The sequence below is a fragment of the Caballeronia sp. LZ032 genome (assembly GCF_031451315.1).
Lineage (GTDB): Bacteria > Pseudomonadota > Gammaproteobacteria > Burkholderiales > Burkholderiaceae > Caballeronia.
In genome coordinates this window covers 1,691,581-1,705,699 of sequence record NZ_JARUXP010000001.1, presented here as the reverse complement: position 1 = coordinate 1,705,699, position 14,119 = coordinate 1,691,581, and the positions used below count along the sequence as shown (strand labels likewise).

Annotated in this window: 13 protein-coding genes; 12 read left to right on the top strand and 1 reads right to left on the bottom strand. The window is 65.3% G+C overall.

The window, feature by feature from the left end:
* Positions 1 to 97 precede the first annotated feature (97 nt).
* The 6 genes from surE to rlmD are packed head-to-tail and all read left to right on the top strand — an operon-like array spanning position 98 to position 6,317.
* Entirely contained in the window at positions 98 to 856 is a 759-nt protein-coding gene (gene surE, locus QCE69_RS07950) for a 5'/3'-nucleotidase SurE (RefSeq protein WP_309916596.1), read from the top strand.
* Complete coding sequence (locus tag QCE69_RS07945; RefSeq protein ID WP_404987308.1) at positions 826 to 1,926, top strand: protein-L-isoaspartate(D-aspartate) O-methyltransferase; 1,101 nt, start codon at positions 826 to 828, stop codon at positions 1,924 to 1,926. The genes surE and QCE69_RS07945 overlap by 31 nt, the downstream gene beginning before the upstream one ends.
* 5 nt (positions 1,927 to 1,931) lie before the next feature.
* Positions 1,932 to 2,900 carry a peptidoglycan DD-metalloendopeptidase family protein gene (locus QCE69_RS07940; RefSeq protein ID WP_309931597.1) on the top strand — a complete coding sequence of 323 codons (969 nt, stop codon included), beginning with the start codon at positions 1,932 to 1,934 and terminating at the stop codon, positions 2,898 to 2,900.
* A 12-nt stretch (positions 2,901 to 2,912) separates the two neighbouring features.
* Positions 2,913 to 4,022, top strand: a complete 1,110-nt coding sequence (gene rpoS, locus QCE69_RS07935) for an RNA polymerase sigma factor RpoS (RefSeq protein ID WP_309916589.1) — start codon at positions 2,913 to 2,915, stop codon at positions 4,020 to 4,022.
* A 42-nt stretch (positions 4,023 to 4,064) separates the two neighbouring features.
* Positions 4,065 to 4,841, top strand: a complete 777-nt coding sequence (locus QCE69_RS07930; RefSeq protein WP_309916586.1) for a 3'-5' exonuclease — start codon at positions 4,065 to 4,067, stop codon at positions 4,839 to 4,841.
* Between the two features lie 60 nt (positions 4,842 to 4,901).
* The gene (gene rlmD, locus QCE69_RS07925; RefSeq protein WP_309930225.1) at positions 4,902 to 6,317 is read left to right on the top strand and encodes a 23S rRNA (uracil(1939)-C(5))-methyltransferase RlmD; all 1,416 of its coding nucleotides are present in this window, start codon (positions 4,902 to 4,904) and stop codon (positions 6,315 to 6,317) included.
* An 81-nt stretch (positions 6,318 to 6,398) separates the two neighbouring features.
* Here rlmD and QCE69_RS07920 read toward each other — a convergent pair whose 3' ends face one another.
* A complete protein-coding gene (locus QCE69_RS07920; RefSeq protein ID WP_309808500.1) occupies positions 6,399 to 7,097 on the bottom strand; it encodes a Bax inhibitor-1/YccA family protein in 699 nt (232 codons plus the stop codon).
* 343 nt (positions 7,098 to 7,440) lie between these two features.
* On the opposite strand from QCE69_RS07920, the gene ndk reads away from it, so the two are divergent.
* The 6 genes from ndk (at position 7,441) to QCE69_RS07890 (ending at position 14,019) form a co-directional block, all read left to right on the top strand.
* The gene (gene ndk, locus QCE69_RS07915) at positions 7,441 to 7,866 is read left to right on the top strand and encodes a nucleoside-diphosphate kinase (RefSeq protein WP_309808499.1); all 426 of its coding nucleotides are present in this window, start codon (positions 7,441 to 7,443) and stop codon (positions 7,864 to 7,866) included.
* 151 nt (positions 7,867 to 8,017) lie between these two features.
* The gene (rlmN, locus tag QCE69_RS07910; protein WP_309808498.1) at positions 8,018 to 9,157 is read left to right on the top strand and encodes a 23S rRNA (adenine(2503)-C(2))-methyltransferase RlmN; all 1,140 of its coding nucleotides are present in this window, start codon (positions 8,018 to 8,020) and stop codon (positions 9,155 to 9,157) included.
* A gap of 171 nt (positions 9,158 to 9,328) precedes the next feature.
* The gene (locus tag QCE69_RS07905; RefSeq protein ID WP_309930223.1) at positions 9,329 to 10,444 is read left to right on the top strand and encodes a RodZ domain-containing protein; all 1,116 of its coding nucleotides are present in this window, start codon (positions 9,329 to 9,331) and stop codon (positions 10,442 to 10,444) included.
* A gap of 145 nt (positions 10,445 to 10,589) precedes the next feature.
* A complete protein-coding gene (ispG, locus tag QCE69_RS07900; protein ID WP_309916578.1) occupies positions 10,590 to 11,918 on the top strand; it encodes a flavodoxin-dependent (E)-4-hydroxy-3-methylbut-2-enyl-diphosphate synthase in 1,329 nt (442 codons plus the stop codon).
* A gap of 6 nt (positions 11,919 to 11,924) precedes the next feature.
* Positions 11,925 to 13,274, top strand: coding sequence for a histidine--tRNA ligase (gene hisS, locus QCE69_RS07895; RefSeq protein ID WP_309808494.1), 1,350 nt, complete (start codon positions 11,925 to 11,927; stop codon positions 13,272 to 13,274).
* A gap of 115 nt (positions 13,275 to 13,389) precedes the next feature.
* Positions 13,390 to 14,019 (top strand): tetratricopeptide repeat protein, encoded by a 630-nt coding sequence (locus tag QCE69_RS07890; protein ID WP_309930220.1) that lies wholly within the window; start codon positions 13,390 to 13,392, stop codon positions 14,017 to 14,019.
* The last annotated feature ends 100 nt before the right edge of the window (positions 14,020 to 14,119 follow it).

Sequence of the window (14,119 nt, the reverse complement as noted above, 5' to 3'; positions counted from 1 at the left end):
CTCCTCGTTGAAGAGGCTTCAGTGTAGGGCAGGGACGGCGCCTGGAGCGAGTCCGGAGGGCGTCGTCGCGCCAGGGTTCCTCGGTTACAATCGCCGGATGCGAATCCTACTCAGCAACGACGACGGTTATCTGGCGCGCGGCATCAACGTGCTGCACGACGTGTTGCAGCCGCTCGGCGAAGTCACCGTGATGGCGCCGGAGCAGAACTGCAGCGGCTCGTCCAACTCGCTGACGCTGTCGCGGCCCCTGAGCATCCATCAGGCGCCCAACGGTTTCAATTTCGTCAACGGAACGCCCACTGATTCGGTGCATATCGCGCTGACCGGCATGCTCGAGCAGCAGCCGGACCTGGTGGTGTCGGGCATCAACAACGGGCAGAACGTCGGCGAGGACACGCTGTATTCCGGCACGGTCGCCGCCGCCACCGAAGGCTTCATGTTCGGCATTCCGGCCATTGCGTTCTCGCTGGTCGGCCGCGACTGGCTGCATCTCGAAGACGCGGCGCGGGTGGCGGCGGAGATTGTCGCGCATTTTCTCGAGCATCCGATGCCCGGCCATCCGCTGCTCAACGTGAACATCCCGAGCCTGCCGTACGATCAGCTCGGCGAATGGAAGGTCACTCGGCTCGGCAAGCGCCATCCGTCGCAGCCGGTCATCCGCCAGGAAGATCCGCGCGGCAATCCGATCTACTGGATCGGTCCGTCGGGCGACGCGCTCGACGCCAGTGAAGGCACCGATTTCCACGCGGTGGCGAATGGCTTCGTGTCCATCACGCCGCTGCAACTCGATCTCACGCATACGAAACTCCTGGCCGAGACGCGCGAATGGGCGCGTGCCGGGAGCGGCCGCACATGAGCGACGAGCGCGCCAAGCGCTTTCCGCTGGCGCTCGCGGATCTGGTTCGCGAGCCGCGCAAGCCCGCGAGCCGCGCCGCCGATGCGCGTGCGAAACCCGCCGCCACGCCCAAGCCGGCCACGCTCAAGCCCGCCGCACAGCCGAAGCCGGCGCCCGCGCGCACCGCGAACGCGACGATGAAAAACCCCGCGACGGCAGCAGCGTCCGCGAAGCCGGCCACGTCGGTGTTTCCCGCGCGTGGCGGTGCGCCGTCTGCAACGGGCGCGGGGCGGAGCGCGGCGAAGACGCATCCGGCGGCACACACGCACCACGCGGCCCACGCGGCACATGGAGCACACGCGCCGCGCGCATCCGGCCGCGACCTGAACGCCGCGTCGCCGGGCACGAAGAAAGGCGCGCCCAACGTCGCGCTGGCCAGCACGCAGACGCTCACGTCGGAACGGGTGCGGGCGCGCATGGTCGAACGGCTGCGCGCGAACGGCGTGACCGACCCGCGCGTGCTCAACGCGATGGCCGTGGTGCCGCGCCACATGTTCGTCGATCCCGGCCTTGCCGCGCAGGCGTATGAAGACGCCGCGCTGCCCATCGGTCATCACCAGACTATTTCGAAGCCGTCGGTCGTCGCGCGCATGATCGAACTCGTCGCGACCGGACGCAGCCTGAGCAAGGTGCTGGAAATCGGCACGGGCTGCGGCTATCAGGCGGCGGTGCTGTCGCAGGTGGCGGCGGAGGTGTATTCGATCGAGCGCGTGCGTCCGCTGTCCGAGCGTGCCAAGCTCAATCTGCGGCCGCTGCGCGTGCCGAACATCCGGCTGCATTACGGCGACGGCCGGCTGGGACTCGCCGCCGCCGCGCCGTTCGACGCCATCGTGATCGCCTGCGCGGGCCTCGATGTGCCCCAGGCCTTGCTCGATCAACTGGCGGTGGGCGGCAGGCTCGTCGCGCCCGTCGGATCGCAGGCCGCGCAGTCGCAGGTGCTGACGCTCGTCACCCGCGTCTCGGCCACACAATGGCGAGAAGAGCAGCTCGATCGCGTTTTCTTTGTACCCTTAAAATCCGGAGTGATTTGACACCGATGAGTATCTTGCGTGCTTTGCGAGAAGGAACGGCAGACCAACGCGTGAGCGCGGCGCAGCGCGGCGTATGCGTGCTGGCGTTGTCCGTGCTGGCGGCGTGTTCGACACGCATGGACATGGCGCCGGTCGTCGACAAAACGGGCGCGCCCCTCAGCACGACGGCGGCGCAGACGCCGGACAACGGTCCGCCGCCGCCGGGCTTCTACCGTGTGAAGCCGGGCGACACCCTATATCGGATCGCACTCGAAAACGGTCAGAATTATCACGACATCGCGACGTGGAACAACCTGACCAACCCGAACCAGATCGAAGTCGGCCAGCTGGTGCGCGTGGCGCCGCCGGGCGCGAATCTCGCCGCCGCGACGCCGGGTGTAGCGACCGCGCCGATCACCGGCGGCGGCGTGCAGGCCCAGCCGCTCAACGGCGCCAACAGCTATGCCACGACGCCCCAGCCGGGTGCCACGGCGCAGCCGCCGTACTACGGTCCGAATTCGGGCATGGGCGCGGCGCCGGGGGCGGCAGCAGGTACGGCCGCGGGTGCGCTGGCAGGCTCGACGCCGGGCGTTCCGGGCGCCGATGCGGGCGCGACGGCGCCGGCGGGTCAGCCGGCCTTCATCTGGCCGGCGCGGGGCCCGATCCTCAACACGTTCAGCGAGGCGAGCAACAAGGGCTTGAACATCGGCGGCGCGGCGGGCGATCCGGTCAATGCGTCGGCGGATGGCCGGGTGGTGTATTCCGGAAATGGGCTGCGCGGCTACGGCAACCTCATTATCATCAAGCACGATGCAACTTTTCTCACCGCGTATGCACATAACCGCGCTTTGATGGTAAAAGAGGGAGACGCGGTCACTAAAGGGCAGAAAATCGCTGAGATGGGGAACAGCGATTCGGATCGCGTGATGTTGCATTTCGAAGTTCGCCGGCAGGGTAAACCTGTTGACCCACTGAAGTATTTGCCGCCGCAATAGAGCGAAATCATCATGCCAAAAACGAAGCGCCGCCTGCCGCAAGCCGAGACTGAGACGATCAGCCGACCTTTGCAAGTGTCGGTGGAAGACGGTGCTTCGAATACTGACGACGACGCCGACAATGTCGACGTCGAAGTCGACTCAGAATCCGATTCCGAGGAAGAAGGCTCGAGCCGCGGCAAGCGCGGCGAAGAAGCGGCCGAGGGCGCAAACGATTCCGCGCCCGACCCCGACGACTTCCGCTCGCTGATGCAGGCCGAACTCACGGCCGACACCATTCAGCATTATCTGAATCGCATCAGCGTGAAGCCGCTGCTCACCGTGGAAGAAGAGCAGCGCTATTCGCGTCTCGCCAAGGCCGGTGAATTCGACGCGCGGCAAGTCATGATCGAGCGCAACTTGCGGCTCGTCGTGAGTATTGCAAAGGGTTATCTGAATCGCGGCGTGCCGCTGCTCGATCTGATCGAGGAAGGCAATCTGGGTTTGATGCACGCCATCGAGAAATTCGACCCGACACGCGGTTTTCGCTTTTCGACCTATGCCACCTGGTGGATCCGCCAGAGTATCGAACGCGCGATCATGAATCAGGCGCGCACGGTGCGTCTGCCGGTGCACGTGATCCGCGAACTGAACCAGGTGCTGCGCGCGAAACGTCATCTGGAGAGGAATTCGGCCAATTCGAACGATGCGGTCGCGCCGGAACGCCGCGACGCGAGCATCGACGACATCGCCTACCTCACCGGCAAGACGCCCGAGGAAGTCACCGATATCCTCGCGCTCAACGAACACACCGCGTCGCTCGACGCACCGCTCGACCTCGATCCGGGCAGCAGCCTGCTGGACTTGCTGTCGGACGACCAGAGCCAGTCGCCGGATGCCGAAGTGCAGCACCGCGAACTCGAATCGCTGACGCGGCTATGGCTGTCGCGGCTGTCCGACAAGCATCGTCATGTGATAGAAAGGCGCTTCGGGCTCAACCATATCGAGCCCGCGACGCTCGAAGAGCTCGCCGACGAAATGGGCCTGACGCGCGAACGCGTGCGCCAGATCCAGCAAGAGGCGCTCGTGCGGCTCAAGCGCTTTTTCGCTTCCAACGGCGTTCGCAAGGACGCCGTGCTTTAACGCTCAAGGCGGCGTCCAAGGGGCGCCGCGTTCCAGGATTCAATGACACCGATTCTCGTATTCGACATCGAGACGATCCCCGATGTCGACGGCATTCGCCGCCTCGAAGACCTGCCCGACGACCTGTCCGACCGCGAAGTCGCCGAACATGCGTTCGAAGCGCGTCGCGAGCGCGTCGGCAACGACTTCCTGCCGCATCATCTGCAGCGCGTGGCCGCCATCTCCTGCGTGTTTCGCGACGACCACGGCTTTCGCGTGCGCTCGCTCGGCACGACCGACGACGGCGAGGCCGCGCTGATCCAGTCGTTCTATCGCGTGATCGAGAAGTACACGCCGCAGCTCGTGTCGTGGAACGGCGGCGGTTTCGACCTGCCGGTGCTCCATTACCGGGCGCTGGTGCATGGCATCGCGGCGCCGCGTTATTGGGACCTGGGCCAGGACGACCGGGAATTCAAGTTCAACAACTACATCAGCCGCTATCACGCACGGCACACCGACCTGATGGACGTGCTCGCGATGTATCAGGCGCGCGCCAACGCGCCGCTCGACGCGCTCGCGAAGCTGTGTGGTTTCCCCGGCAAGCTCGGCATGGACGGCGGCAAGGTGTGGGATGCGTACTGTGACGGGCAGATCGAGGACATCCGCAACTACTGCGAGACCGACGTCGTCAATACCTACCTGATGTACTGCCGCTTCCAGCTGATGCGCGGCGGCCTGACGGCGGACGAGTATGCGGACGAAATCGGCCTCGTGAAAGCCGCGCTCGCGAAGGAGACGTCGCCGCACTGGCAGGAATATCTGGCGGCGTTTGCGAAGTGAGCGCGCGGCGTTCGTCTACAATCCCGCCTTTGCTCACTCGTTCAGTCAGGAAGTACGCAGGTGTCTGAAACCGCTCGAAAAACTTCGCATCGCCGCCGCGCCGCGCCGGCGAAATCCGTCACCCCCGATCCGAACTTCGTCGCGCCCGAGATCGAGATCGTTTCGCTCGACGCGGAAGCGCGCGGCGTCGGCCGCACCGTGACCGAGGACGGCGAGCCGGGCAAGGTGATCTTTGTCGAAGGCGCGCTGCCGGGCGAACGGGTGAGCTATTCGAGCTACCGCAAGAAGCCCAGCTTCGAGCAGGCGCAGGTGATCAAGGTGTTGCGCGAAAGCGTGATCCGCACGCGGCCGAAATGCACGTTCTTCGGCATCTGCGGCGGCTGCTCGATGCAGCATCTCGATGTGCGCGCGCAGATCGCCGTCAAGCAGCGCGTCCTCGAGGACAATCTCGAACACCTGTCGAAACTGCGCGCGGAAACCATGTTCCGGCCGATCCACGGACCTTCGTGGGGTTATCGCTATCGCGCGCGCCTGACCGTGCGGCACGTCGAGAAGAAGGGCGGCGTGCTGGTCGGTTTCCATGAACGCAAGAGCAGCTATGTCGCCGACATGACGAGCTGCGAAGTGCTGCCGCCGCACGTCTCCGCGATGCTCGTGCCGCTGCGTCACCTGGTGGCGTCGCTGTCGATCCGCGATCGCATGCCGCAGATCGAGCTGGCGGTGGGCACGGATGTCACGGCGCTGGTGCTGCGCATTCTCGAGCCGCTGACCGAGGCCGACGAAGTGCTGCTGCGCACCTTCGCCGACGAGCACGGCGTCCAGTGGTGGCTCCAGCCCAAAGGCCCGGACACGGTGGTGCCGTTCTATCCGCTCGATCAGGAACTGGCGTACACGCTGCCGGAGTTCGCGATCCGCATGCCGTTCAAGCCGACCGACTTCACGCAGGTGAATCACCAGATCAATCGCGTGCTGGTGGCGCGGGCGCTGTCGCTGCTGGCGCCGGCGCGCTCGGACCGGGTGCTCGACCTGTTCTGCGGCATCGGCAATTTCACGCTGCCGCTGGCGCGGGTGTCGCGGGAAGTGGTGGGCATCGAAGGCAGCGAGGCGCTGACCACGCGCGCGCTCGAGAATGCGAAGGCGAATGGCGTCGACGGCCATACTTCGTTCGCGTGCCGCAACCTGTTCGAAGTCACCGCCGAGGACCTGCGCGCGCTCGGCCACTTCGACAAGTTCCTGATCGATCCGCCGCGTGAAGGTGCCCTGGCGGTGTCGAAGGCGCTCGCGGACATCGCGCAGAGCGGCGACGGGCCGTTGCCCAAGCGCATTGTTTATGTGTCGTGCAATCCGGCGACACTCGCGCGCGATGCCGGCCTGCTCGTGCACGAAGGCGGCTACCGGATGAAGGGCGCGGGGGTGGTGAACATGTTCCCGCATACGTCGCACGTCGAATCGATCGCGTTGTTCGAGCGGGACTGATTGAGCGATTCGCTCAGACGTAAAAAAACGGCCTGCGAATTTGAATCGCAGGCCGTTTTTCCTTGTATCGCCGCTAGCCGATCAGTTGCGGTTGCCGCCGAAGATGCCGAGCAGCGCCAGCAGGTTCGTGAACACGTTGTACAGATCGAGATAGATCGCGAGCGTGGCGCTGATGTAGTTGGTCTCGCCGCCGTTCACCACGCGCTGCACGTCGAACAGCATGTACGCCGAGAAGATCACGATGGCGAGCACCGAGATGGTCATCATCAGCGCGGGCAATTGCAGGAACACGTTCGCGAAGGCCGCCAGCAGGATGACGATCACGCCCATGAACAGGAATTTGCCGAGGCCCGAGAAGTCGCGCTTGCTGACCGTGGCGATGGTCGCCATGGCGGCGAAGATCACGCCGGTGCCGCCGAAGGCCATCATGATCAGCTGCGGGCCGTTCGAGAAACCGAGGATGAAGCTCAGCAGGCGCGAGAGCATGAGACCCATGAAGAACGTGAACCCGAGCAGCACCGCGACGCCCACGCCGCTGTTCTTCGTCTTCTCGATGGCGAACATGAAACCGAAGGCGATGGCCAGGAACGCGATGAAGCTCATGGCCGGGCTGGACGCCGCGAACAGCGAGAAGCCCGTTGCGACGCCGACCCAGGCGCCCAGCACGGTCGGCACCATGGAGAGCGCGAGCAGCCAGTACGTGTTGCGCAGCACCCGGTTGCGCGTCTCAACCGAAGTGATGCTGCCGTTGCGGCCGAAGCCGTAGGGGGATTCGTTCATGGTTTCTCCTTGCTCCAATTGTCTGTGATTCGGTTTCCCGCCACATCCGTCATACACCAATGATAAGGTGCGCGGACTTAAACCTGCATTAGGACGCGGCGCTGCGGGCGTGGGGCAGAGGTTGCCATGCCCCTGTTGCAATGCGGCGCTTCGCTCCAATATGGCCCCGCAGCGCAACGATTTCAATAGCCCGGATGGCCAAGGCGGGGCAATGCCGCCGTTCAGGCCGTCCGGGGTTTGATGCTTACGGCGCCGTAAGGTTTCAATCGCAATCATACCTTGCTTCGTGCTACAATTGTCGATTCGTTTTAATTCGTAAACCGTTCATTTTTTGGAGTTTTTCATGGCGATCGAGCGCACCCTGTCGATTATCAAGCCGGACGCAGTGGCAAAGAACGTTATCGGCCAGATCTACAGCCGTTTCGAAAACGCGGGCCTCAAGATCATTGCGTCGCGCATGGTTCATCTGTCGCGCGCCGACGCGGAAAAGTTCTACGCCGTGCACGCTGCACGTCCGTTCTTCAAGGATCTGGTCGAGTTCATGGTTTCGGGCCCGGTCATGATCCAGGCGCTCGAAGGCGAAAACGCCATCGCCAAGAACCGCGACCTGATGGGCGCAACGGACCCGAAGAAGGCCGACAAGGGCACGATCCGCGCTGACTTCGCCGACAGCATCGACGCGAACGCCGTGCACGGTTCGGACGCCGCTGAAACCGCGCGTCAGGAAATCGCCTTCTTCTTCCCGGAAGTGAACGTCTACTCGCGTTAATCGCTGCGTACGTCGCCGCGCCGGTCAAGGGGCGCGGCATCGCGCCGCGACGCACTGAAGTCGTAATACCGCAGGAACTGGCGCGAACGGTCCCGGGCCAAACTTCGAAGAAGCCGCCCGGGCTTCGCAATCTGAAATGGCATATCTCGACATGACGAGCAACACCGTCAACCTTCTCGATCTCGACGCCGCCGGACTCGTCGCCTACTGCGACAGCCTGGGCGAGAAGCCGTTTCGCGCCAAGCAATTGCAGCGCTGGATCCATCAATACGGTGCCGACGACTTCGACGGCATGACGGACCTGGCCAAATCGCTGCGCGAAAAACTCAAGGGCCGCGCCAACATGGCGATGCCCGACATCATTCAAGACCACGTTTCCGCCGACGGCACCCGCAAGTGGCTGATCGACGTCGGCAATGGCAACGCGGTCGAAACCGTGTTCATTCCCGAAGAAACGCGCGGCACGCTGTGCGTGTCGTCGCAGGCGGGCTGCGCGGTCAACTGCCGTTTCTGTTCCACCGGCAAGCAGGGCTTTTCCCGCAACCTCACCACCGGCGAAATCATCGGCCAGCTGCGCATGGCGGAATTCGCGCTGCGCAAGTCGCTCGGCCGTGACGTGGGCGGCCCGGGCAAGGGCGAGCGTGTCGTCACGAACGTCGTGATGATGGGTATGGGCGAGCCGATGCTGAACTACGACGCCGTCGTGCCGGCCATGCGCCTGATGCTCGACGACAACGCCTACGGCCTGTCGCGCCGTCGCGTGACGCTGTCCACCTCGGGCGTCGTGCCGATGATGGACCGGCTCGCGGCCGACCTGCCGGTGGCGCTCGCGGTGTCGCTGCATGCGCCGAACGATCCGCTGCGCGACATGCTGGTCCCGCTGAACAAGAAGTACCCGCTGCGCGAATTGATGGCCGCGTGCCAGCGTTATCTGAAGGTGGCGCCGCGCGATTTCATCACGTTCGAATACTGCATGCTCGACGGCGTCAACGACACCGAAGCGCATGCCCGTGAACTGCTCGCCGTCACGCGCGACGTGCCGTGCAAGTTCAACCTGATCCCCTTCAATCCATTCCCGGAGTCGGGTCTGACGCGTTCGAAGAACGAGCAGATCAAGCGCTTCGCGCAGGTCCTGATGGATGCCGGCGTGGTGACGACGGTGCGCAAGACGCGCGGCGACGACATCGACGCGGCATGCGGCCAGCTCGCGGGCGCGGTGCAGGACCGGACGCGGCTGGCGGAGCGCACGAGCCGGGCGCAGGGCAAGGTCATCGAGGTACGGGCTGTCTGATGTGTCCGATGCGGCGCGAAGCCGGCGCGCCGAAACCGGACGCCGGACCACGCGAAGCCGAACATTTTGTTATAAAGCGGTCTGCCATGACGCCCGGGTTGTATCGTTCACGTATTTCGAAACGCACATCACCGCGGCGCTATATAAAAGAATCGATGCGAGGAATTTGGCATGAGTGAGCCGCAACATCCGACGCCTTTCAGCAGCCATTCCGGCAGTTCGTCCGACGTGCAGCGCAATGATCCGCGCGACGGACAACCCGGAGCGGAAGGCGCGGCATCGAATGCGGGCCAGGCGGGGGCGCTGGACTCCATTCCGGCAGTCGGCGCGCGTCTCGCGCAGCTCAGGCAGGCGAAGGGCTGGTCGATCGATGACGTGTCCGCGCGCCTCAAGGTCTCGACACCGAAACTGCTCGCGCTCGAAGCCGGCGACATCAGCCATTTGCCCGACCGCACCTTCGCGGCGGGCATCGTGCGCAGCTACGCGAAAATCCTTGGCGCCGATCCCGCGCCGTTCACGCAGGCTTTCCGGCGCGACGCCGGCGTGGTCGGGCAAAATCTGAAAGTGCCGGTCTCGGCGGGCGCGGACATGCCGCGCGGCCGCGTCTCGGTGCCGCTGGGCAATTCGACAGGCCGCAAGCGCTCGTGGATGTGGGGCATTCTGGCCGTCCTCGTCGTGCTCGCCGCGCTGGTCACCTGGCATACCGGCGGCGAGTCGAGCAACTGGCTCGCGCGCCTCAAGTCGGCCACGGGCGTCGGCGCCTCGGCGGGCGCGGATTCGGCGGACCATGCGGCATCGTCGTCGGCAGCCACGCCGGACGAAGCCGCCGCCGCCAACACGGGCGAAGCCTCGCTGCCGGAAGTCGCCGCCGCACCCGGCGAGCAGCCGATGCCGCGTCCGCTCGGCACGAACGCGTTGCCGGCGTCGTCGTCGGCGCTGTCAGCGGTGCAGGGCCAGGCCAATCAGGCTGCGTCGGCGCCGAAGACGGCAGCGCCCGCGGCGGTCGTGGCCAGTTCCGCACCGGCGGTGGCCGGCAGCGGCTCGGGCGCGGTCGAACTGAAGGTCAAGGAAGACAGCTGGTTCAGCGTGCGCGGCAAGGACGGGAAGGAGCTGTACTCCGGACTCGTGCGCGCCGGCAACACGCAGCGGGTGCAGGGCGAGCCGCCATTCAAGGTGACCGTCGGCAACGTGAAGGGGGTGGAGTCGCTGTCGGTGGACGACGAGCCCGTCGACGCCAAGCGCTACGCCACCGCGCGCGGCAACGTCGCGCGTCTTTCATTGCCCTGAGCACGCACACGCAACAAAAGCAGGCAACAAGCGCAAGCAACAAACGAAACAGGGGCGTCGCGACGCAAGCCGCGCCGCCCGTTCAAGGTTCCACAGACGTAACCGGATGCCGCAACGGGCGGCAAGGTTTCCAAAGGGTCATGCGATGCAATCCGAAGCTCAATCCCTGATCAGCAGCAAGATCTGTTCGGCCGAACCCGTGTTCGGCGGTCCGTTGCGGCGCCGCGCGTCGCACGCGGTCGACGTGCGCTGGGGCGGCCAGCTGGTCACCATCGGCGGCGATTCGCCGGTGCGCGTGCAGTCGATGACCAATACCGACACCGCCGACGCCATCGGCACCGCGATCCAGATCAAGGAACTCGCGCAGGCGGGTTCGGAGCTGGTCCGCATCACGGTGAATACGCCCGAAGCCGCCGCGGCCGTGCCCCACGTGCGCGACCAGCTGGACCGGATGGGCGTCAGCGTGCCGCTCGTCGGCGACTTTCATTACAACGGCCATCTGCTGCTGCGCGATCATCCCGCGTGCGCGGAAGCGTTGTCGAAATACCGGATCAATCCGGGCAACGTCGGCCAGGGCGCCAAGCGCGACACGCAGTTCGCACAGATGATCGAAGCCGCGATCCAGTACGACAAGCCGGTGCGCATCGGCGTGAACTGGGGCAGCCTCGACCAGGACCTGCTCGCGCGCATGATGGACGAGAACGCCGCGCGCACCACGCCCTGGGAACTCCAGAGCGTGATGTACGAAGCGCTGATCCAGTCGGCCATCGGCTCGGCGGAACGCGCCGTCGAACTGGGCCTCGGCCGCGACAAGATCATCCTGTCGTGCAAGGTGAGCGGCGTGCAGGACCTGATCGCCGTGTATCGTGAACTCGCGCAGCGCTGCAGCTTCGCGCTGCACCTCGGGCTGACCGAGGCGGGCATGGGCTCGAAGGGCATCGTCGCGTCGACGGCGGCGCTGTCGGTGCTGCTGCAGGAAGGCATCGGCGACACCATCCGCATTTCGCTGACGCCCGAGCCGGGCGGCGCGCGCACGGGCGAAGTCGTCGTCGGCCAGGAAATCCTCCAGACCATGGGCCTGCGTTCCTTCACGCCGATGGTCATCGCCTGCCCCGGCTGCGGACGCACCACCAGCACGCTGTTCCAGGAACTCGCGTCGCAGATCCAGAACTACCTGCGCCGCTCGATGCCCGACTGGCGCGAGAAATACGCCGGCGTCGAGAAGATGCACGTCGCGGTGATGGGCTGCATCGTCAACGGGCCGGGCGAATCGAAGCACGCGAACATCGGCATCAGCCTGCCGGGCTCGGGCGAGAATCCGGCGGCGCCCGTCTTCGTCGACGGCGTGAAGGTGAAGACGCTGCGCGGCGAGCGCATCGCCGAGGAATTCCAGCAAATCGTCAGCGACTACGTCGAGCGCACGTATGGCCAGAAGGCCGGCGCGCGCGAAGAGACGTCCACGGCATCACTCTAAAGACAGATGACTGAACAGAAGAAGCGGCTCGAGAAACTGACGGGCGTGAAGGGCATGAACGACATCCTCCCGCAGGATGCCGCGCTGTGGGATTTCTTCGAAACCACCGTCAAGTCGATGCTGCGCGCATACGGCTATCAGAACATCCGCACGCCGATCATCGAGCATACGCAGTTGTTCACGCGCGGTATCGGCGAGGTGACGGACATCGTCGAGAAGGAGATGTACAGCTTCACCGACGCCCTCAACGGCGAGCATCTGACGATGCGCCCGGAAAACACCGCCGCGGTCGTGCGCGCGTCCATCGAGCACAACCTGCTGTACGACGGCCCGAAGCGCCTGTGGTACATCGGCCCGATGTTCCGTCACGAGCGTCCGCAGCGCGGGCGTTATCGGCAGTTCCATCAGGTCGGCGTGGAAGCGCTCGGCTTCGCGGGTCCGGACACGGACGCCGAAATCATCATGATGTGCCAGCGCCTGTGGGACGACCTCGGGCTGACCGGCATCCGCCTCGAGCTCAACTCGCTCGGCCAGGCGGACGAGCGCGCGGCGCATCGCAAGGAACTGATCGCCTATCTCGAACAGCACGTCGACGTCCTCGACGAGGAGGCGAAGCGCCGTCTCTACACGAACCCGCTGCGCGTGCTCGACACGAAGAATCCGGCGTTGCAGGAGATCGCGCAGAACGCGCCGAAGCTCGTCGATTTCCTCGGCGAGGAATCGCGCAAGCATTTCGACGGCGTGCAGCGTCTGCTCAAGGCGAACAACATTCCGTTCACGGTCAATCCGCGTCTCGTGCGCGGTCTCGATTACTACAACCTGACCGTGTTCGAATGGGTCACCGACAAGCTCGGCGCACAGGGCACCGTCGCGGGCGGCGGCCGCTATGACCCGCTGATCGAGCAGCTCGGCGGCAAGCCGACGGCCGCGTGCGGCTGGGCAATGGGCGTCGAGCGCATCCTCGAATTGCTGAAGGAAGAGCAGCTCGTGCCGGAAGACGACGGCACGGACGTGTACGTCGTACATCAGGGCGAACAGGCGGCGGAGCAGGCGTTCATCGTCGCCGAACGTCTGCGCGACACGGGCCTCGACGTGATCCTTCACTGCAGCCCGGACGGCGCGTCCGCGAGCTTCAAGTCGCAGATGAAGAAGGCCGATGCGAGCGGCGCGGCGTTTGCCGTGGTGCTCGGCGAGGACGAACTGGCGCAGGGTCTGATCGGCGTGAAGCCGCTGCGCCGCTCGGGCGCGGAGAGCGCCGACGGTCAAAAGAACGCGCAGGTCAACGTGCCGGCCGAAGACTTGACCGAATACCTAATCAATGCGATGGTTGCAACCGCCGATGACGACGCTGCCTAAATTTTAGGCAAAGTTTGGAGTTGGTCAGCCGTACGCATCCGCCGGGGCGCGCCGCGCCGGCATCGCGCGCGGCACTCGTTGCGGGTCATGAAACGCAGTAAGGATCAGCTGGACGATGAGCTATCACGACGAACAAGAATCGATTGAAAGCGTAAAAGCCTGGTGGGCCAAATGGGGTAACGCCACGACCTGGATCGTGCTTGCGGTGCTCATCGTGGCCGCCGGCTACAACGGCTGGAATTTCTGGCAGCGCCGCCAGGCAGCCGAGGCCTCCGTGCTGTACGACCATCTGCAGCAGGCCGTGAACGGCCCCGACCAGGCGCTGGTCGCACGGATGGCATCGGACATGGAAGACAAGTTCGGCGGCACGGCCTACGCGCAAATGGGCGCGCTCGCGGCGGCGAAGTCGCTGTACGCGGCGGGCAATGCGGCCGGCGCGAAGACCCAGCTGCAATGGGTCATCGACCACGCGAAGGACGACGAGTACAAGCAGATCGCGAAGCTGCGCCTGGCGCTCGTGCTGCTCGACGAGAAGAACTACGACGCCGGCCTGAAGCTGCTCGCGGACGCTCCGCTCGACGCGTTCAAGGGCGTCATCGCGGATCGCCGCGGCGACCTGCTGGCGGCCCAGGGCAAGCGCGACGATGCGCGCGCGTCCTACAAGGTCGCGCTCGACGCGCTGCCCGCGAACGACACGTCCGCGCGTCAGCTGGTCCAGTTCAAGCTCGATGCGCTGGGCGGCTAAGGTTCGCGCCGGTTCGTTCCTCAAGCATCGGCCGCGTGTGCAGGCCGCCGCGTCCGACCGCCGCACGCGCGGCGCGGCGCGCACACCGACCAACCCGATC

Excerpts from the sequence above, each read along its gene's own strand:
- ndk (WP_309808499.1), top strand. The coding sequence starts at position 7,441 with ATGGCGATCGAGCGCACCCTGTCGATTATCAAGCCGGACGCAGTGGCA.
- rlmN (WP_309808498.1), top strand. The coding sequence starts at position 8,018 with ATGACGAGCAACACCGTCAACCTTCTCGATCTCGACGCCGCCGGACTC.
- surE (WP_309916596.1), top strand. The coding sequence starts at position 98 with ATGCGAATCCTACTCAGCAACGACGACGGTTATCTGGCGCGCGGCATC.
- QCE69_RS07945 (WP_404987308.1), top strand. The coding sequence starts at position 826 with ATGGGCGCGTGCCGGGAGCGGCCGCACATGAGCGACGAGCGCGCCAAG.
- hisS (WP_309808494.1), top strand. The coding sequence starts at position 11,925 with ATGACTGAACAGAAGAAGCGGCTCGAGAAACTGACGGGCGTGAAGGGC.
- rpoS (WP_309916589.1), top strand. The coding sequence starts at position 2,913 with ATGCCAAAAACGAAGCGCCGCCTGCCGCAAGCCGAGACTGAGACGATC.
- QCE69_RS07920 (WP_309808500.1), bottom strand. The coding sequence starts at position 7,097 with ATGAACGAATCCCCCTACGGCTTCGGCCGCAACGGCAGCATCACTTCG.
- QCE69_RS07930 (WP_309916586.1), top strand. The coding sequence starts at position 4,065 with ATGACACCGATTCTCGTATTCGACATCGAGACGATCCCCGATGTCGAC.
- ispG (WP_309916578.1), top strand. The coding sequence starts at position 10,590 with ATGCAATCCGAAGCTCAATCCCTGATCAGCAGCAAGATCTGTTCGGCC.
- QCE69_RS07905 (WP_309930223.1), top strand. The coding sequence starts at position 9,329 with ATGAGTGAGCCGCAACATCCGACGCCTTTCAGCAGCCATTCCGGCAGT.
- QCE69_RS07940 (WP_309931597.1), top strand. The coding sequence starts at position 1,932 with ATGAGTATCTTGCGTGCTTTGCGAGAAGGAACGGCAGACCAACGCGTG.
- QCE69_RS07890 (WP_309930220.1), top strand. The coding sequence starts at position 13,390 with ATGAGCTATCACGACGAACAAGAATCGATTGAAAGCGTAAAAGCCTGG.